Genomic DNA, 18,382 nt, shown 5'->3' on the forward strand with positions numbered 1-18,382 from the left:
CCGGGAAACAAGATTTATACTTCGCGGGCGGATGCCCCGAAGGTTAGTCTTCTATGAAGGCTGCTTCGGCACAATCGTATCCGAAGCATATTCGTGCGCAGAGAATTGAACTGATTCAAAGCAGAGAGTGTAGTTGACGTTGGGAATTCAGAGGTGTTAACATTGAGCAAAAGCACGTACATTAAAATGGAGCGGGAGACGAGGCTCGAACTCGCGACATCCAGCTTGGAAGGCTAGCGCTCTACCAACTGAGCTACTCCCGCACCAACCAATGAGATTTTATCATCGGATGCAGCGGATGTCAATATTACATTGAAGCTCGGAGTTGATAGGTACGACTGTCCGGCGGCTTCGGCAGCAAGGTCAGTCAAAATCATAACGTTGAATAAACGAACCCTGATAGGTGGCGATCTCCGAATCGTCACCTTAATGCCAAATCGGGGTCTCCGAACCCCACAACCTTTGCTTGCAATAGCCGGATTCGGAGATCCGGCACTGGTTCTCGGATAAGGATTCGGAGATCCTTACCCATCATAGCTTCGCTGATAGTTTGTTCGTCCTGTATTAGCATTCGTGGTATCATGTGTCACACATTACCCGTGCAAATAGAGGCATCACATAAGTGGACACACACAGACTCGCCGGATATCGCATCATATCATTCTCTGAAGCAAGCAAAAGCTCTCTTCAGGAGATTGCCGAACAATTGCTGCCAATGCGCGATAGAATCCTCGACGAATGGCTGCGCCTGCAGAGCCGTGCGTGGGAGCCGCCCGGATTCACCCAGGACGAATTAAGGGAGTTTTTCGGCAGGATCCTGAATATTATACTTACACGCATGGCCAGCCGTGAAATTGAGCTGTGTATAGCCGAGCTTGAAGAGATCGGCACAAGCCTGGCAAAACGCAGTTACCCCTTCCAGGGGCTGATCGTCAGCATACACTTCCTGGAACAGAGCTATACGCCTTTTCTGCTGGCAGGGCGCTGCGAGAAGACGCAGGCATGGTTCATAGCGATAGACGAATTCCTGCACGCCGCGCTGGCGGCTATGGCCACCTCTTACTTTGAATCATATAGAAAAGAACTCCTAGAAGAGGCCGAGGTCGGCCGTATTGTGCAAGAGGGGCTGCTGGCGGATATTCCGAAAAAGATATTCGACCTTGAAGTGGCTCATGTATATATTTCAGCGCGCGAAAAGGCGCGACTGGGCGGCGACTTTCTGGACTTCTTTACCCTTAACGGCGGTGGAGCCGCATTCATAATAGGCGATCTGGCAGGTCATGGCCTGGATGCGGCGGCGGATTCGGTGATGCTGCGGTCACTCTTCAGGGGTTTTGTGCGCGAAAATGACGACTTGGCGGACGCTATGACCCGCGTCAACCGCGTTGCCGATTCCGAGCTTAAGTCGGGACTTTTCGCGACGGCTCTGGCAGCCAAGTATGAACCGTGCGGGCACATGTCTCTGGTGAACGCAGGTCACTGCCACCCCATTGTCTGCGACGGCAGGTGCAGACTATTGGAACTCGAAGGCAGCGCGCTTGCTATAAGGGACGACACCGAATACGGCATCACGGGGTTTGATCTAAAGCCGGGCGGGGTGTTTGTAGCCTACACAGACGGCTTGATAGAGGCGCGCAATAAGAATGGCGATTTTTTCGGAGAGGACGGGATGATGGCGGCTTTGTGCGAGGCTCACGATGCATCTGCTAGGGCTATCGCCGAGCACATCATTGACAGGTCGCTCTCGCATGCGGGAGGAAAGTTTGCAGACGATGTCGCGATACTGGTCCTGAAAAGGCGGAAGGATAGCAATTGTGGATAGAGATGTGGAGATCATACGTTCTTCAGATATACACGATATCGAAAGGCGAATAGGCGCTGCCACTGAAGAAGGCAGGCCCTGGATCTACCGTGAGGTCCAAAACCCGATCTGGATAAACTGTATTATCGCTGTGACTATCATCGTGTTTTATGTCGGTGCGATCCTTACCCCTGAAAAGGTGGTACCTTTTATAATCGGATCATTTTGCGTTGTGCTGCTGGGCGGGTTGAGAATGTCCGTAGGCCCTCAAAGTGTTCAGGTGAGGCTGGGAATATTTGATATCCCGGTGCTCACACTCAAGATGGAAGATATCGAGCAGGTCAGTGTGCATCAGTTCTCACCGCTCGCCTATTTCGGCGGTTATGGAATCGGGTTCAACATACAGATGAAAGCCTATTACTTCCGTGGAAACCGTGGAGTCAAACTCACATCCAAGCGCTCCAAACAATATCTGGTCGGCTCAGACAACCCGGAGGTATTGGCTGAAGTTATACGGATCGCGCGGCGGACGGCTGGGTATTGATCTCTACCACACCCGCCGAGGCGTCCAGAGCTACATGGCTGCCGTTTTGAAGGGCGTCTAGCGCTCCCCTGCATCCGGTGATAGCCGGTATGCCGTAGGTGCGTATTATCGACTCAACTCCCGGCTGCAGGCACTCCCCCTGAGCAATGAACCCTGCCGCAGTTGCCAGAAACGGAGTCCAGGCCAGGCTCGGCGATTCGACTACAAGCACCTCGCCGCACTCGATCTCACCCGCATCCTCAACGCTCCGAGCTGCTCTTATCCTACCGGAAACTGAACCCGGACAGACGCTCCTTCCGGTGAGCGCCAAACCTCCAGGGGTCTGAGATGAAACCGTTGCCAAGCCATTTTGCAGGACATCAGGCGGGCAGAGCCGAGCTTCCAGCCAAATTTCATGCTTGCGCTGAGCCACGAGAGCTGCTATCTCTCTTTCGCGGCTTGCGCCCGGCTGATCGACAAGTTCGGCAATTTCCGATAAGGCAAGATGAAATGCGTCATGCTTGTCTGCAATCATATTTGCGTTTGCCAATTTGCGACCAAGCTCGATAATAGCCAGTCTTAACTGCGCGGACGCGTTTGCAAGCGCGATCTCGCACTCATTTCCGAGTGAAAGCCACCCTCTGGCAAACCGGAGGGTCTTTTCAAAACCGGCCTTTTTCGCCGGTCCTACGGCTTTCTCCGTATCCATTACTGCCGGATGATAATCATCTTCGGCTGCGCAGTGAAGCGTTATCAGGCCGGCAATACTCTGCCGACGGTTGATGGCCGCTATCATTCTGAAGACCGTATCGCTGTTTTCGACCCAGCTCTCCCAGGCAGCGGGGTCATACATATCATCGAGACGAATAAACGAGTGGCCGTATTCCTGGGCAAACTTCTCGACATCCGCTTTGTAGCTCCTGCGCCAAGCCGGATCATCTATCCTGCCCGACTTTTCGGCTGAGCAAAACTGGTCGGCAAGCTCCTGCAGATGCGCATCACGCATTATTGCGCCTCCCGGCAGCCACCCAAACAGCTTATTAATATCACATTGATCGGTTATCCGGCGGAGCTGATCGGTAAACAGATACCCATAATGCCTTGCATATTCCATCCACTTGAGCAGGCTTGTAACGTCACCGGCCAGCTTTTGGGCGCTTGCAACCATATCGGCGACGCCGGCCGGGTCCGGGCTCTCGAGGTCGGTCTTAAGCGACTTGCCTGTCTTGGTCTGCCAGTCTTCCAGAAGTCTGAAGCCCTCGGCCATCTGTTTGGAGGTGTTTTCAAGTTCGGTGCGCTGCAGTTCGTACGCATATCCATTGACGACACGGACTCGATCCGACTCAAGCAGGCTCTGTCTTGAAAAATAAGAAACAGGGAAAGATGTCAGTCTTTTCCAGACGCCGTCATCACCATTATCAGGGAAATACGCGGGAATATCGCTCATAGGCCTTGCCTGGAGGAACCACAATCGGTCCAGGTCGTATGTCCACTCAAGCTCGACAGGCCCGCCGAGAGTCTTTTCTACTACAATCGCCTTCTCCGCAAGCAGCGTTATCACGCTTTCTCCAGGGGAGTCTGCCGGGTCATCGCCACTCGCCACTGCGGACGGATTTTGCAAATCCACCACGAAACACGATAGATCGCTCCCATTCGCCGATGAAGAGCAGGAGACCATGATCCTGTTCCGGTTGCCGGTCACAGGGTCGGCAGTAAGGACCGTGCCAGACCATTTGCCTTCCATCATCTGCTGGATGATGATCGCCATGGCCGGTTCGGCTGTGATCGAGTAGCGCGCCCGATACGCGGCTGCCTTGCCGCTCCACAACGAGGCCCACACACGCTTGATCGCTGCCTTTAGAGCGTCCCGGCCTGACACGTTCAAGATGCTCTCATATGCGCCTGGGAAGCCGACCTGCGCCAGACCGTCCTCAATCGCCGAGGACCTGACTGCGACCGTCGGGTTTTCAAACCCCAACTGCAGAGACAATCGCTGATAGGCATCCGCAATCGCCTGCCACACATCTTCGGGGATTTCGGCTGAGATTATGGCCTCGCGGATTTTTTCTCTGTCTTCGGCTTCGGCGGCTGTAGAGGCTGTTTGCCGCGCTCCGCTTGCCCAGAGGTGGCAGCGATATGCGTCCGCGCTGATGACGAACCCCCTGGGGACGACAAAATGCGCGCCGACCAGCCTTGACAGGTCGGTCGCTTTTCTGCCTGCCCTGCGGAGGGGCCCTGCTTCAACGAGCGGTATGATTAGTGAAACGTTGGATGATGCCATATGACGCTCAGTAATTATAGGAGCGGCAGCGCCGAGGTGTCAAATATATATACTTTCGTTTGATCGTTGATCGTGTATCGTTACAGAGGCTTGCTTACCTTATTATGCGTCTGACAAAACAGTGCCTCTGCGACTAAAGTCACGGCTGTAACAACACAAAGTCGGCCTTCGCCGACTGAAACCTCAGTGTTAGAAGGGACACTTTGCGGTTTTTCGGGAACTTGGTCCCGAAACGGGCAGTTTATCAGTAGAAAGAACGACCGGACCGATTACAGCCCCAACCCGCCAAGCGCGTCGCTTGCGGCTGACTCCGTGGATGAATTGCCGGTGCCTTCGGAACTGCCCCGCCCGGCGTTTGTTACTTCACCGGTTTCAAGGTCCGTTGTTCTTGCAGTGACCATAGTCTCATCGCCGCACTGCTGGACAGATCCAAACAAAATCTTCTTCGGGCTCTCCATGGAACCCTCTGAAGCGCTGCCGTCCGCGATCGCCTGCTGTGCGCACGCCAGTGTGGGCAGCGGCTTATTTCCGTCATCCAGCGGCACGTGGAAGCGAATAATCGTGCAGTCACCGAACCCGCTCTCGCGAATGTCCAGGTTCTCGTCACCTACATCGATGCCGTTCTTCTTAAGCGCTCGCTTTAGAGCGTCCCCCGCATCGCCGCCCTCGCCCGAGCCGCCGCACGGCCGTTTTGGTCGGCCGGACTGGCCCAGTCTCTGCTGAGCCGTATCGCCGGGTGCGGCTACACCGCCTCCCGGGCTGAACCCTGCTCCACCACCTGCTCCGCCGCCTGAACCGCCGGGACCGTCAGAGCCGCGGGATGATACGGCTCCGATCAGGCCGATAAGCGCACTCGGAAGCGCCGCTACCTGCACAGCGCTGACCCTCTGCTTGAAAGAACTCTGCCAGGCGTTAGTGATTCTATCGAGCATATGGGCGGTCCATATATCGCTCGCGGCCTCATCGCCTATTACAGCGCAAAGAGCGGTATGCAGATGGCTCAGGTCTATCATCTCCTGAAGGCTCGCACTCTTTGAGGCTGCACCATTACTGCCGCACGCCTTGAGTGTACGGGAGGCGGCATCTTCAAACCCCTGGGCAAGCTTTTGGGCTTTCGCGTATCGCTTCTCCCAGCCTGCAAACTCCTTTGCCCCGGACACCTCACTCGCTTTACCGGATGGAACCCCTATAAAAGCCCAACCGGTATCCGCCCAAACGCGCTGCCTATCATTTTCAGGCTTGCTTGCGGGCAGGTGCTCAATCAACTTCACGGATTTGAAAGCGTATGCTGTAACCCGAGAATCGTCACTGCAGACGAGAGGTTGAACGCCGTCATCATATGTAAGCTCAATCTTTGCGCCGCTGCGGTCCGCAACCGAGATGATACGGCTCTTGTCATCACGCTCTATCGTGAACAGCTCCGGCACGTATATTTCGATGTGAGTCGTCGTATACCCATCGGGAATGTAGCGCACGAAGCAGCCCTGGGGATCATACGACCAGCGGCCCACGGGCACGTCCCGGCTGCCTTTGCCTTTTTCATGATCACTCTTGAGCACAGCAATATCAGCGAGTTCGTCATAAGTGGCTGTGGAGTCCGTGAGCTTGCACCTAAGGTTGTTCTCCGCCTCCAGAACTCTCCTTACAGGCTCCGTAACCTCACTGAAGACGCTGTCGAGATCGTCCTCAGGGACCACGTCCAGAGCTGAACCCTGAATGCTCTTGATCTCATCGTCTGTAAGCAGCTTGGACGCGGCTGCGCGAGATTCGCCGGACATATCACTTACCTTCGTTCGAGCCAAGACCGCCCATATCAGCGTTTGAATATCTTCTTGCGGGATCCGGGTATGATTTGCCGACCGCTTCAAAATTGAATTGATGACTCCGCTCCTCGATCCTTTGAGAGGCGCATACAGATAACCGTCGCCTCTGCTCGGACCGTAGGTGCCGGGCTGAAGGCAGTAGCTTTGACAGTCGAACTCATACGCGCCGGGAGGAAGATGAAATGTGCCGTCCTTTGCAGGTCTGAGCACATCCAGAGGGATCGGCTGTTTGGGATTATAATTATCCAGATAAGCAATCTCGGTCTGCGCATCCGCAATGCCGGTGGAAACGACGGGGTCGTCTTCTCCCGTCAAGGCCTTGATCTCAGGAACCTTCACATTCGGGACCTTGGGCAATTTGAGCTTGTCCAGAGGGCCTGCCTCGGTAACGGGCGGTATCAGGAGGATGAGTAGAAGAAGAGGGAGAGCGATGAGTCTTCTGTGAACCACGTGGTTGTCTCCTTCGAAATAGATCGTTTTAATTCGTGCTCAACACAATATTCAATTATTCACGGGGCTTTGAGGCCTTCTCGATCAGCCAGTCGAAGAAACGCTGGAAGAGCGGATAATCGGATGCTATCTCTTCCGGGTGGCACTGCATGGCAAGTATCGGCTTATCCTCGTCGGACTCGATGCCTTCGATCACGCCGTCGGCTGCGCGGCAGTTGACCTTCAGCCCCCTGCCTATCTCTTTTACGGACTGGTGGTGCCAACTGTTTACCGACATAGATGTGGAGCCGACTATACCCGCCAAAAGCGAACCGGGCACAACCTCAACATCGTGCAGCAGCATTGGGGCAAGCCCCGCCGAATAATGCTTGACCGCATCGGGGACTTGAGAGGAAATATCCTGGACAAGCGAGCCGCCCAGAGCAACGTTGATGACCTGGATCCCACGGCAGATGCCCAGAATAGGCAGACCCATCTCTATGGCCGTCCTAACCGCCTCGAACTCCATTTCGTCTCTGGCCGGGTCCTGCAGGGCGCTCTTAGGATGAGGCTGCTCGCCATACGCCATGGATATGACGTCTCCGCCGCCGGTGAAAATTATTCCGTCCGCCGCACTAAGCGCCGCGTGGACCGAGTCCTTGTCGGCGATATGGGGCATGAGCACGGGAGCGCCGCCTGAGCGCAGCACGGCCTTGATGTAGTCGACATCGCAGCCGGCCCATATGGTCTGGACCTCTCTGCGCGGAGTATATAGATTCTGCCTTCCGGCTGTCAGGAGAATGATCGGTTTGGACATTGCTGGACCTCTTTATATTGTTAATTTAGTATCTCACAGATGGGCCGCTCTAGTCCAGCGCAGAAAGATCAGTAAACGCACTTCTTGATCTCATCGACCATCGCGTCCAGGTTTTCCTGAGGGCAATGGCCGGGTATATCGTGGGTCGAAAATATATATCCGCCACCAGACCCGGCTGTCTCGAACCGGCTGCGCACGTGCTCTCTCACCTGCTCCACCGTTCCATCAGGAATCACGCCGCAATTGTCCCCGCCGCCATAGAGCATCAGCTTGTCGCCGAATGTGTCCGCAAATGTTTGCAAATCATTATAGCGAGGCTCCAGGGGGTTACAGCCGTCGATACCATACTCGACATAGATATCGAGTACGGGCAGGATATAGCCGTCGGAATGATAGAAGACCTTTTTGCCCGCTTCATGCGCTATGTCGATAATCGGTTTCATGTAGTCGAAATGAAACTCTCGAAGATGCCTGGGAGATATCATGGCTCCATCGCGGCTGCAGATATCGTGGGCAAGGTAGAGCGCGTCGATGTCGGACGCGCATACTCGCTTTGCCGCTTCCACTATCACAGGCGTCGCTCGGCTAAGTATATGATGAATCTCGTCGGCGCTGTCGTAGAGTTCCAAAAACAGGTTTTCCGGCATACGCAGAGGCTCAAGGATGGCAAACGGAGGCAGCATCATCGCAAATATCGCTTTGTCGGGATAGGCGGCGCGCTTGGCCCGGATATCATCCAGCAGGTTCACTGCCGACAGGTCGGGCATCGGATAATCGGTCACTTCCTTGAGTGAACCGACCATCGGCTCCAACTGCCAGGTTGTCTTTCCGTCGAAATGGGTCTTCATGGGAATGCCTGAAAAGAAAGGCACCCATGCAAAAGCTTCGATGACATCGGCGCCGTAGTGAGTCAGTCTGAAATCCGCAGACCACTTCTCGTCCAGCTCCGCCATTTTGTCACGGTCCATCCAGAAATTAAAAGGCAGCCGGTCAGGAATCTCACCGCGCAATACCGACCTCACGCGCTCTCGCGAACTCATCGAATTTTTCATTTTGCTAAATTGCTTACCTCAATAATTGTTCAACACCAGAATATCGCGAAGTTTGGTTGCCGTCAACCTTTTCTTGGCTAATTTTCTTGGCTAATGCCTGACCAGCATAGCCACAAATATAGCTGCCAGGCTGAGATTGATGGCATGGGCAGTGAAACAAAGCGGGCACAGGATTTGTATTTGAAAGATTAGAGTATACGCAAGATACAGGCTTATAACCGCTGCCGCCACCGACACCGCAGCCAATATTTGCGGCAAAGGCCAGAACCCGAACACAAGCCTCATCCCCGCCGCGGCAAGGACCGCTCCATAGAACGCCAGCCCGAACAAGCAGCTCGGCACACCGAAAAACTCCGCCTGAGGAGAACGCGCCACGGTTGCGCAAGTGCCATGCCCATTTACAGGACACATCGGAATCTCCGGGGGTTCGTCATTAGTGAGCCCATAATGCACCATCGCAAAATACAGGCTGTCTCCAAAGCCGACCAGAGCCAGGATAATGACCAGGATTATAATTGCCATTTTGCCCCTCCACTACATGCATAGTTTACCCGTGAATACATATATCATTCACACGGTAAATGCATATTGTGCAGGAGTTAATCCATTCCCTCGATTGCGATCATGCGTATAGGGGAGCCGTCCAGCCCTGCCAGAGGCAGCCCAAGTGCGGCTATATAGACTCTTTCTTGAGTGATTTGATCCATATTGGCCGCCGATTCGATCAGGACAACTCCGTTTGAAAGCAGTGTTTTATGGATCTCTATATGATTCTCGCGATGCACAGACGGCTGCTCAAGAGCAAGCAGCGCAATCTTTCTCTTGGTCAGCCACAGCGCAGCGCCCGCGCTCAAACCCGGAAACCCGGTGAAAAAGCTCGGGTCACCGAAACGTTTGCCCCAACCGGTCTTAATAAGCACCCTGGATCCTTCGCTGACCCTGCCCGCAAATGCGTCCAGATCGGCGGATGTTATCTCAGAGCAGTCGGTCTTCTCGCCCACATCCAGAACCTCCGCCCAACCGACCATAGCCTCAAGCTTGAGCGAATCAGTTCCACGGTCGGTGTGGATGCAGTGGCAAGGCGCATCAACGTGCGTGCCGGTATGTGTCCCCATAATAATCTCTGTCACGTTGTAGCCGCCGTCCTTGATAGCCTGAACCCGGTTAAATTGGACCTGGGGGTCGCCCGGGTAAACCGGCATACCGGCTGTTATTTTGTATGAAAGATCGATTATTCGTTTCAAAGCGCTCACTTCCTTCGGCATATGTGGCAAATATAGTCAAGTATACCCGGAAAGGCGGGCGCTTGTCATATCTACGCAGGACTAACGCATCTAATCTCTGTTGGGGCAGATTTGCAATCTGGCCCCTTTGCGGCAATCTCGGGATCTGTGATCCCGTTAACCGCTAAGCCTGCATATAAGTATTAGGTAGTGGCATCAGAGATGCCATTTGGCCCTTTTCGGCGCAGATTTTAAATCTGCCCGAACAAAGCTGAGACATATTTCTTAAGATGCGGTTGCCCTGAATAAGCCCTGTTGGGGGCGTTTCGTGAGAAAGGTCTGCCGGACAACTCTTTTCGGCAAATATACAGGTTTTGAGAATTAGCAGGCTCTATTGCACTACAGGAGAGAGCCGAACTCGCCGAAATATAGTATGAGTCGATAGTTTTCAGCGGAGGTAGCTCAGTAATGGCCTCTGATAAAGGCGTTCCCAAGGATGGTATGGACGAACGCCTCGCCCAGGCGCGCGACGCCGCGCTGCAGGACGGGGAAGCAATTGTCGCCCAGGAGACTGGCGATCAAGGCCAGGCCATCGTAATTACAAATTCCCGAATCCTTATAATCAAGACGGGACTGACCGCCACAGGCACCCTCAACGGCCTGAGTGTCGGCGCGTTTGCTTACGCCGATATTTCGGCAGTCAATGTCCGTAAAGGCCCTATGGGCGCGGTCATTCAAATACAGACAAACGGCGCACCAAAGACAGCCGCATCCGGACCGCCGGATAACGTGATTGTTTTCAGCGGCGATCAGAGAGTAGCGAAATGCGACACCATAGCCCAAAAGATAGAGTCCGCGCTTGGAAAAAAGGCAGAGCGTTTCGAGCCGAAAACCGGTAATGCCGCTCCGGCTGCCAAAGAACAACCTGCCGAACAAGCCGTAGAAATCGAAGGGTCAAATGACGACACCGAACAGGCGCCGAAGCCGATGAAAGGCGGTCGCCAGGCAAAGTCGCTGGCTGAGGAAATGTTTGAGGAGATGACCAGCTCCGAGCCGGAAGCTCCTAAGCCTGAGCCGACGGCTGCCGAGCCTGTGATAGAACAGGTTGCCAAACCCGCACTTGAGCCGCCGGTCAAAGTGGAAGCAGAGTCAAACGTAACAGAAACCCCGGCTGCCGAAGAGGCGGCCTATAGATCAATTGAAGAACTCGGCTATGAAGATGAGGAAGAGGACGAACAGACCGACGAGCCGGCTGAAAGCTTCCGTCCAAACCCTAACCTGCCGAAACCGGTGAGAAAGAAAAACAGTTCAAAGAACTCTTTTGTTCTTATCGGAGGCCTGATGGCGCTTGTGCTCATCGGAATGGCTGTAACTACGCCGCTGAGAAATCCGAAGCCGGTGCCGAAGGTCGAGATCAATGTCGATAAGCTCACACGCAACGCCAAGACTGTGCGCCTGCAGATTAGCGAGATAGGCAATTACCGCAATGAGGTTGTAAAAGCGCTTGCCGCCTCCGATAAGGAGACAGCAGCGCTTAGCCTGGCGGTCCATTCAGGACGTAAAGCGATTGTCGGGGCAGCCGGTAAAAATTCTTCGGAGGCTGCCTGGCAGGATCTCACCATACTCAAGGCGCCATCGGGGCTGGCTGATGCGCAGGAAAATATAGTTCTTGGAGCGTTCACGCGCAAGAACGCCGTTGCAAACGCGCTGAGTGTGGGGCCAATCGATGCGACCAATATACTGAAACGTCTCAGCGAAGCCGACAGCCTGATTAAGAAAGGGCTCGGCGACATCGACAAGATGGAAGCTGGTCTCAAGAAGCAATGGCAGCCCGTGCAGGCAAAACCGGCTGCCGGCAAGTAAACAATCTACTTGCGAAACAGGCTCCTCAAATAATCGAGCCGCGCGCGGCTGTCGGGCAGAGCGTCCTGCTCATGGGCGATTGTCATCTCGCGCTCGGCTTCGATATATCTGCCGAGGTTGAAAAGGCTTGTGGCCCTGTTGAAATGCACGCGACCGTAATCGGGAGATAGCTTTTCTACGACATCGTAGGCGTCTATGGCCTCATGATGTCTGCCCGACACTGCCAGGGCGTTAGCAAGCTCGTACCGGGCACCCGGGTCGCCGGGTGTCAGTCTGCAGGCTGTTTTGAACTCCTCGACTGCCGCGGCAGCTCCGAATACGTTATATGGGTCAGTAAGCAGCGACTCGCCTCCGGCAAGGTATATACTCGACCTTAACTCAACCAGGCTCGACCATCCGATTATCATCAGCAGCGCACATGCTGCCGATGCCGCCATGAGCCGGACTGTCCGTCCGGAGCGCTTCAACGGAAGCCATGTCCCTTTTTGCGCCTGTATCGAGCTCAGGACTGCAAGCAAGACATAATAATACGCCATTTCACCCGGCACTCTCGCCGACCTGCCGACCATGTTCGCGGCAAGAAATCCGACCATTGCCGCCATAAGCGCGACCGCAAACCGTTTGTCGTTGAGCGAATCATCTTTTCGTTTGTGCAGGAGACGTACGGACCATGCGGCAGCAAGCGGTATCGACAAAAATGCAGCCAGCCCTATCAAGCCCAGCTCGGCAAATACTTCAAGAAACTCGTTGTGAGCATGCGCTATAATGACCGAGCCATTTTCTGACGGATCGCTGAGGATATTTGCGTAGCAGGCATGGGGCGCATGCCCGGGCGCGTAGACACCGAAAGTCCCCGCTCCTTTTCCTATTATTGGGCTGCTGAGACCTATGCGCACGGCAGTCGTCATCAGGCCAAGGCGTTCGCTGTTGCTTGCATCCGACCCGGAAAAAGCCCTCGCGACCATACGAGTGGGTGAGAGATGCGGTAACAATCTGAATGAAGCTGACTGATATACTCCGATAAGAACAATACACAGCGCCGCGAGCTTTGCAAGCCGCTTTTTCTTATCGACAGCAAGCAGGGGCCACGCTCCGGCCAGCGCGACCGCAAGCATGGGCGCTATGCCCAGCCAAGCGATAGTAGCAGAGGTAAAGATCAACGCGGGTATTCCAGTCAGCAAAGTCGCCAGCCCTGCAGCACGAAACGCCGTTCTGCGATCCGCAGCCGCCCAGACAGCAATTGGGATTATGGTCAGCAGATATGCCGCCAGGTATGTGCGATTAAACCATGTCGATGAGACAGCAGCGGGGTTACCCCACGGCAGGCCGCCGAAGCGCTCATACACACCCGCAAGCGAGACCGCCGCGCAGCTCCAGAGCAGCGCCAGTGTAAGCCGGACCCGCGCACGCTCGTCTGTGACAACGAGCCTTGCGGCAAAGTAGAGCAGCGAGTATGTGATGCTTATTCGCATGGCGGCCATGGTTGCGCCGGGGTAGTCGGAGTATATCCATGAAACGCATAAAACAAGCGTATAAAGGACGACGCAGAGGTCTATCGCATTCCAACCGAAATATATATGTTCGCCTCCGGCAGCTCTTGCCATAAGCAGGCAGTTTATCACTATCAGCCCGGCAATGAGCAGGATCGGCTTTGCAAGGTTTGCATCGTTTGCAGCAGGCCAGAAGACGAGCGCGAGCACACCGGCTGTGAGCGCGAGAGCCCAACCGCACATCCGCTGATATATACTTTCGTCTGGTATCGGCTTGATTTTGCGTCGCATTTCGGATCAATAAACAGCGCCCGCATGCATAAGCACACGAGCACTATGTTATATCCAATAGCAGCGCCTATTAACCATGCGCCTAAGATTGCTATTTTCGTTCAAATGGAGTCTTGAGCCTCTCCTCGACCCACTTCTTGTCGAGGACCATTTTGTACTGATCATGACGAATATTGTTGTCGCCGATGTCTATCTTTGATGCCAGAGTATAGCGTTCCAAAGCCTCTTCACGCCGACCCAGAAGGTCTAAAATCTGCCCCTGCCATACATATGAGATGAACAGATAGACGTCTTTGCATTTCTTGGATGCGGATATTCGCGAGAAAACATCAAGCGCCTCCGAATAGTACTTGCCGTCATAAAGGGCCATTCCAAGCCTAAACCATACGCTATTATCGATGAGATTGCACTCTTTTGCCTCGGCATAAAGATCAAGAGCCTTTTTGCCGGAGCCGGTCACCGGAAGTGACTTGATTTTGCGGGCAATCGGCGGAATGTAGGTTGGGGTTAAAAACTTCCACTCCATGGGAGAACTGCTGTCGGCGCTGGTCACCTTAAAGTCGTATTCGAGCAGTTTCTCATTCACGCTCCGCGTTCCCGTCAGTATTATCTGCGCATCCGGGTTCTTCAATAAGGCAGGGTTTCCACCGACGAGTTTCTCCACCTCCGCCCACTGCCTGGAACCAAGCGATTTCAAATTCAAACCCAGGGGTGTAAAGATAATCTGCTGCTGTTGAGAATTGAGCAAGCCGTATAGTCTCAATAAGCTGCCATCCAAAGCTATAAGTTGGGCAAGGTCGCGGGTTCCGAGAGTCTCATCGGGCAGGATGTTGGACCAGAATTGTTTTTCATCCAATGCCGCGATTTGCGATAGATCGTTGAGATCAAGTGTTCCCTGCTTCCTAAAGTTCTCACGCCATGGCTCAAGCCAGGCCTCAGGTATCTGAACCGCCCGCTTTCTGAACCAGTCCCTGTCGCGAAACTCAAGCATTTTGCCATGCTTTTCCCAGTTATAGTGACACTGTGATTCTATCTTGTCCAAAACTGTTTTGACGGCGGTTTCCTGATCGGAAAAGCTGAGCCCCCAGTAACTTCTATCGAAACTATCCGATACAACAGCCCAACCCGACGCATCCGCTAAGGCCGACAGCGCATCATCGAAATCCTCTCCGCCCATATGCATCGTTATTTTAGTCATAAGCTCCGGATCGTCGGGATGCTCGACTACCGGCTCACCAATGTTGGTCGGCTGCGCCTGTATTGCCGAAAGGTGTCCCTGGTTCATACTTCCCTGATCCATATTTGCTGCATACTTGCCACCTTCCAGTAGATCTATGTAATCCACAGATGACCGCCTGGAAGCTTCGGTGTTAGGATCAGAAAATGCAGTTTGAAGTTTGCCTCTGCCGTTTTGGGGACAAACAGTGACATCTACAAAAAACGGCTCACCCTTCTGACCTACAAACTTACGAGCACCATTAATAAATATCTTTACGCCGTCCACACTGTCGGTCGCGCTGTCATAGGCGTATTCCGGACCGTCTACTTTTGAAAGGAAATCACCTGAAATCGAAAGCCACTGCAAAACGCTCTGTTTGGCTGCAGGCGACAGATTTGCAACGTCTATTTCAAGTTCGTCTCCCGACATCCATGCCTGCTTTGCCATCGGAACTTCGGCCAGCAGAGTTGGGATCAACACAGGCCAGCCTATCTTAGAGTATATATAAAGGCATGGATCTTCCGTTTTGAGTTTTTCAAGTTCTTCATCCGTCATCGTAGAGGCTGTTTTAAGACTCTCCAGAAGAAACGTGCGCTGATCTTGCTCCCACTGGTTGATCAGGTTCTCTTCAAGCAGCCTGTTGCGCTCTGCGCTGACAAGAGTTTTTCTGTCCATATAGAGCCTGTATGTATAAACTCCGTCTTTCCGGGAGTGAGACCATTTGAACTTCATTACTCGGGCGACCGAGGTCATCAAATCACCCAGAGGAGCATTTGTGGCAAAGATGTTCATCTTGCGGTCGCGGACCTGCCAGTCTTTGTTGTTATAGCCCGCATAGAGCACAACGCCCGTCTGAGCCGACAGATCGGCGAGAATCGAGCTTACCGTTTTGCCTTCGGCGGTATAAGTAATCTTTTGCGAAAGCCGCGCATCCGGCTTTTCAGCATCATCCGAGGCCGCCGCATTTGTAACTGAAAGCGTCAAAGCAATAAATACTATAACCGGCATAATCTTATTCATTTTTATCCCCCAGTTGTAAGCCGATGTAGTCTTCTATCACGTAGGTCGGATTGGTCCGGCTGCCATCTTTGTGAAACTTAATGCCCAATGGGTCGAGAACAGCCTTTAAGGCGTCGTCGAGTGTCGCATTGACAAGGCGCATAGTGACCAGTCTGCTTGCCATTGATCCGACATTAGCCACAGTATGCCCGCTGCCCGGTTCCAAAATGTTATAGTTGGCCCCGCTGGTAGTCAGCAGTTTTTTGACCAGATCATCCCCCGGCGAACCGTTTGCCAAAATGGTAAAGAGCCACGCATCAGAGCCTTGAGGCTTGTAGGCGGCTACTGAAATGCTACCCGGCTGCGATTGCCCGTCGTTCGGCATCAAATCGACCAGCGCCACCTTCCCTTTACTTGCAATGCTCCTGTCCGTCCCCACGGGCGGCACAAGGCCGGAAGCGGCAATTACAATAACGCCTGCCGAACTCAAGGAAAAATTGCTGAACCTCGCACCCGGAAATGGAGTGTTGCCTAGAGCGCCCTTGAACTTCCAAGGGCCGGCAGCTCCACACTTCGAATACAACTGCCGCAACGCCTGATCGACATGCATGGCAGGAATGTTAACAGTTACCGTTTTGTTATAGGGCGAATCGGCATTCTGAGACCATGGGCTCTCGAAGCCGTCTTTCTCGGTGATAACATACACACCATTTTGCCGCTTGAAAGTCATTTCCACCGTTCCAAGCACGGCATTCAAAGCCTGCTCAAGAGATGCATGGTCGATCTTCAGTGTAACCTTAAATTCATTAAACAACTCGCTCATGGGAAAGCTCAGGATGTATGATTTCCCGGTGCCCTTGAATATCTGATCGAGCGCCTGCTTCATAGTCGAATTTTTCAAGTCGGCTGAGACCAAGGCTTGCTTAGTAAGGATCGGTTCTCGCGGTTTGGCCTCGACTTGAACGCAGGTGGCCGCAACCAGGCACATTATCGCTAATATCGCGCTTCTCACAAATCTATCCTCCAATTATGCTCTGCAGGCTCGCTTTCGGCCACTTCCTTGAAAACGGCATCATAGGCTCTCTTCCGACTATCTGAGCTATGGCCGGTCGTGTTAACCTCCGCGGTGTCCGCATTCGCAACAGGCTCGGCCTTAACGGGAACAGATACGACAACCACCCATTCTGATGTGGGCGCTTTTGTTTCCGCGACTTGATCCGGCGGTGCGCTCTCGGGCTTATAGGCGCTTTTCGGCAACAAAGGCTTGCTGATGATATTGCCAATCCGACGCTTAACCAGCCGGTCCGGTTTTGGCAGTGCCGCCGTAAATTGAACGGGCTTTGATTTCATCGGCGCAACAGTCTGTTGTCCCGAAGCAGGCGGCTTTGGAATTGCCTTTGTTACCGGCGCTTTTGCCGGAGGGAGTACTGTAATCATAACAGGCGAACGCTCCGAACGATTTGACCTGGAGACCACCAACATCGAGCAGATAAGCACAACCATTACCGCAGCGGCGGTTACCCGCCTGCCCGCCCATTTACGGCCGGGTCGTATCGCCTCGATGTCTGTTTGCCGGGACGTTTCGACATCACCCGACAAGCGGCTCATAACAAGGTCAGTCAAGTCCGGAGCGTCGCCAGGCTCGGACAATGCCCGAACAGTCTGCAACTGCAACAGCCGGATAAGGGCAAGTTTTTTCGTGCAGTTATTGCACCGGGCAATGTGAAACCATATTTTTGCGCGCTTGCACATACCGAGTTCGCCGTCAGCGTAGGCGGAAAGACAAGCGCATACTTCAACACACCGCATCTTCAAACACCACCAATCTTTCGGCAAGTATCTTCTTGGCGCGATGCAGCCGCGCCGCCACAGTGTGAGGCTGTGTATCTATAAGACCGGCGATTTCCTTATATGAAAGGTCCTCTATATATCTGAGGACAATGACCACCCGATAAGCTTCGGGCAATCCCGCAATCATTTTTTTTACCTCGGCAGTCTGGACCTTTTGCAGAACCTCGGTTTGAACAGGGTCGCCTGACGGCCAATCAGTTTCACATAAATTATCTATCTCGTCTGTCGGAGTCTCGCGCGAGAATCTTCTGACACAGGCATTTACGGTAATCTTTCGGACCCACGGCCAGAACTTGCCCGGCTCCCGGCAGTCCGCAAGCTTGCTGTAAGCCTTTATAAATACTTCCTGGACTGCATCTTCCGCATCCTCGCGTCTGTTAAGAATGCGGTAGGCCAAATAAAACACTGCGCTCTGATATCTGTCCATTAGCGCGCGATAGTCATCTATACAGCCGTCAAGCACCCGCCTGATTATTTGCTCGTCAGTGCACAATTATTGTTCCAGTCCGCCCATTACAGGAGCATATGCATCTATCATGACGGGCCGACATCAACATTTAATACTTTTTTTGCGGTTATGTATCCGCAAACACGATAGCGGCCGCTGTTTCAACTGTAGTTATACAACATTATTTGTGGAAAAGGAGTGGTGGTTATCTCTTAACCCGCATTATTCACGAGGAGCGTGAATAATGCTCTCGGAGGCCCGTATTATGCGGG

14 protein-coding genes and 1 tRNA gene are annotated in these 18,382 nt (G+C 53.5%); 3 read left to right on the top strand and 12 right to left on the bottom strand.

Annotated features, from left to right (window positions below; all coding sequences use genetic code 11):
• Nucleotides 1-187: 187 nt before the first annotated feature.
• Nucleotides 188-263 (bottom strand) — tRNA-Gly (locus ABFD83_09650).
• A gap of 359 nt (nucleotides 264-622) precedes the next feature.
• Here ABFD83_09650 and ABFD83_09655 point away from each other — a divergent pair.
• Nucleotides 623-1,822, top strand: coding sequence for a PP2C family protein-serine/threonine phosphatase (locus ABFD83_09655; protein ID MEN6357335.1), 1,200 nt, complete (start codon nucleotides 623-625; stop codon nucleotides 1,820-1,822).
• Complete coding sequence (locus tag ABFD83_09660) at nucleotides 1,815-2,345, top strand: hypothetical protein (GenBank protein MEN6357336.1); 531 nt, start codon at nucleotides 1,815-1,817, stop codon at nucleotides 2,343-2,345. The genes ABFD83_09655 and ABFD83_09660 overlap by 8 nt, the downstream gene beginning before the upstream one ends.
• On the opposite strand, the gene ABFD83_09665 is transcribed toward ABFD83_09660, so the two are convergent.
• The 6 genes from ABFD83_09665 to ABFD83_09690 form a co-directional block, all read right to left on the bottom strand.
• A complete protein-coding gene (locus ABFD83_09665) occupies nucleotides 2,311-4,605 on the bottom strand; it encodes a PEP/pyruvate-binding domain-containing protein (protein ID MEN6357337.1) in 2,295 nt (764 codons plus the stop codon). The two genes, ABFD83_09660 and ABFD83_09665, sit on opposite strands and share 35 nt — an antisense overlap.
• A 269-nt stretch (nucleotides 4,606-4,874) precedes the next feature.
• Nucleotides 4,875-6,878, bottom strand: coding sequence for a hypothetical protein (locus ABFD83_09670; GenBank protein MEN6357338.1), 2,004 nt, complete (start codon nucleotides 6,876-6,878; stop codon nucleotides 4,875-4,877).
• A gap of 55 nt (nucleotides 6,879-6,933) precedes the next feature.
• A complete protein-coding gene (locus tag ABFD83_09675; protein MEN6357339.1) occupies nucleotides 6,934-7,674 on the bottom strand; it encodes a gamma-glutamyl-gamma-aminobutyrate hydrolase family protein in 741 nt (246 codons plus the stop codon).
• Between the two features lie 68 nt (nucleotides 7,675-7,742).
• On the bottom strand, nucleotides 7,743-8,684 hold the full coding sequence (locus ABFD83_09680; protein MEN6357340.1) for a uroporphyrinogen decarboxylase family protein: 942 nt from the start codon (nucleotides 8,682-8,684) through the stop codon (nucleotides 7,743-7,745).
• Between the two features lie 132 nt (nucleotides 8,685-8,816).
• A complete protein-coding gene (locus ABFD83_09685) occupies nucleotides 8,817-9,248 on the bottom strand; it encodes a vitamin K epoxide reductase family protein (protein MEN6357341.1) in 432 nt (143 codons plus the stop codon).
• Between the two features lie 77 nt (nucleotides 9,249-9,325).
• On the bottom strand, nucleotides 9,326-9,970 hold the full coding sequence (locus ABFD83_09690) for a cyclase family protein (protein MEN6357342.1): 645 nt from the start codon (nucleotides 9,968-9,970) through the stop codon (nucleotides 9,326-9,328).
• A 447-nt stretch (nucleotides 9,971-10,417) separates the two neighbouring features.
• Here ABFD83_09690 and ABFD83_09695 point away from each other — a divergent pair, with 447 nt between their 5' ends.
• On the top strand, nucleotides 10,418-11,812 hold the full coding sequence (locus tag ABFD83_09695; protein MEN6357343.1) for a PH domain-containing protein: 1,395 nt from the start codon (nucleotides 10,418-10,420) through the stop codon (nucleotides 11,810-11,812).
• Between the two features lie 5 nt (nucleotides 11,813-11,817).
• On the opposite strand, the gene ABFD83_09700 is transcribed toward ABFD83_09695, so the two are convergent.
• The 5 genes from ABFD83_09700 to ABFD83_09720 form a co-directional block, all read right to left on the bottom strand.
• Nucleotides 11,818-13,593 carry an O-antigen ligase family protein gene (locus tag ABFD83_09700; GenBank protein MEN6357344.1) on the bottom strand — a complete coding sequence of 592 codons (1,776 nt, stop codon included), beginning with the start codon at nucleotides 13,591-13,593 and terminating at the stop codon, nucleotides 11,818-11,820.
• Nucleotides 13,594-13,684: 91 nt separating this feature from the next.
• Nucleotides 13,685-15,832 carry a hypothetical protein gene (locus tag ABFD83_09705; GenBank protein MEN6357345.1) on the bottom strand — a complete coding sequence of 716 codons (2,148 nt, stop codon included), beginning with the start codon at nucleotides 15,830-15,832 and terminating at the stop codon, nucleotides 13,685-13,687.
• Nucleotides 15,825-16,823 (bottom strand): hypothetical protein, encoded by a 999-nt coding sequence (locus tag ABFD83_09710; protein ID MEN6357346.1) that lies wholly within the window; start codon nucleotides 16,821-16,823, stop codon nucleotides 15,825-15,827. The genes ABFD83_09705 and ABFD83_09710 overlap by 8 nt, the downstream gene beginning before the upstream one ends.
• A complete protein-coding gene (locus ABFD83_09715) occupies nucleotides 16,820-17,620 on the bottom strand; it encodes a hypothetical protein (GenBank protein MEN6357347.1) in 801 nt (266 codons plus the stop codon). The genes ABFD83_09710 and ABFD83_09715 overlap by 4 nt, the downstream gene beginning before the upstream one ends.
• Entirely contained in the window at nucleotides 17,607-18,155 is a 549-nt protein-coding gene (locus ABFD83_09720; protein ID MEN6357348.1) for a sigma-70 family RNA polymerase sigma factor, read from the bottom strand. Before ABFD83_09720 ends, ABFD83_09715 begins: the two co-directional genes overlap by 14 nt.
• Nucleotides 18,156-18,382: the final 227 nt, after the last annotated feature.

This window comes from Armatimonadota bacterium (assembly GCA_039679645.1).
Taxonomy (GTDB): Bacteria; Armatimonadota; UBA5829; order UBA5829; family UBA5829; genus UBA5829.

Bases quoted from the DNA above. Each gene is read 5' to 3' on its own strand.
- ABFD83_09665 (MEN6357337.1), bottom strand. From the start codon at position 4,605: ATGGCATCATCCAACGTTTCACTAATCATACCGCTCGTTGAAGCAGGG.
- ABFD83_09675 (MEN6357339.1), bottom strand. From the start codon at position 7,674: ATGTCCAAACCGATCATTCTCCTGACAGCCGGAAGGCAGAATCTATAT.
- ABFD83_09685 (MEN6357341.1), bottom strand. From the start codon at position 9,248: ATGGCAATTATAATCCTGGTCATTATCCTGGCTCTGGTCGGCTTTGGA.
- ABFD83_09695 (MEN6357343.1), top strand. From the start codon at position 10,418: ATGGCCTCTGATAAAGGCGTTCCCAAGGATGGTATGGACGAACGCCTC.
- ABFD83_09700 (MEN6357344.1), bottom strand. From the start codon at position 13,593: ATGCGACGCAAAATCAAGCCGATACCAGACGAAAGTATATATCAGCGG.
- ABFD83_09705 (MEN6357345.1), bottom strand. From the start codon at position 15,832: ATGAATAAGATTATGCCGGTTATAGTATTTATTGCTTTGACGCTTTCA.
- ABFD83_09715 (MEN6357347.1), bottom strand. From the start codon at position 17,620: ATGCGGTGTGTTGAAGTATGCGCTTGTCTTTCCGCCTACGCTGACGGC.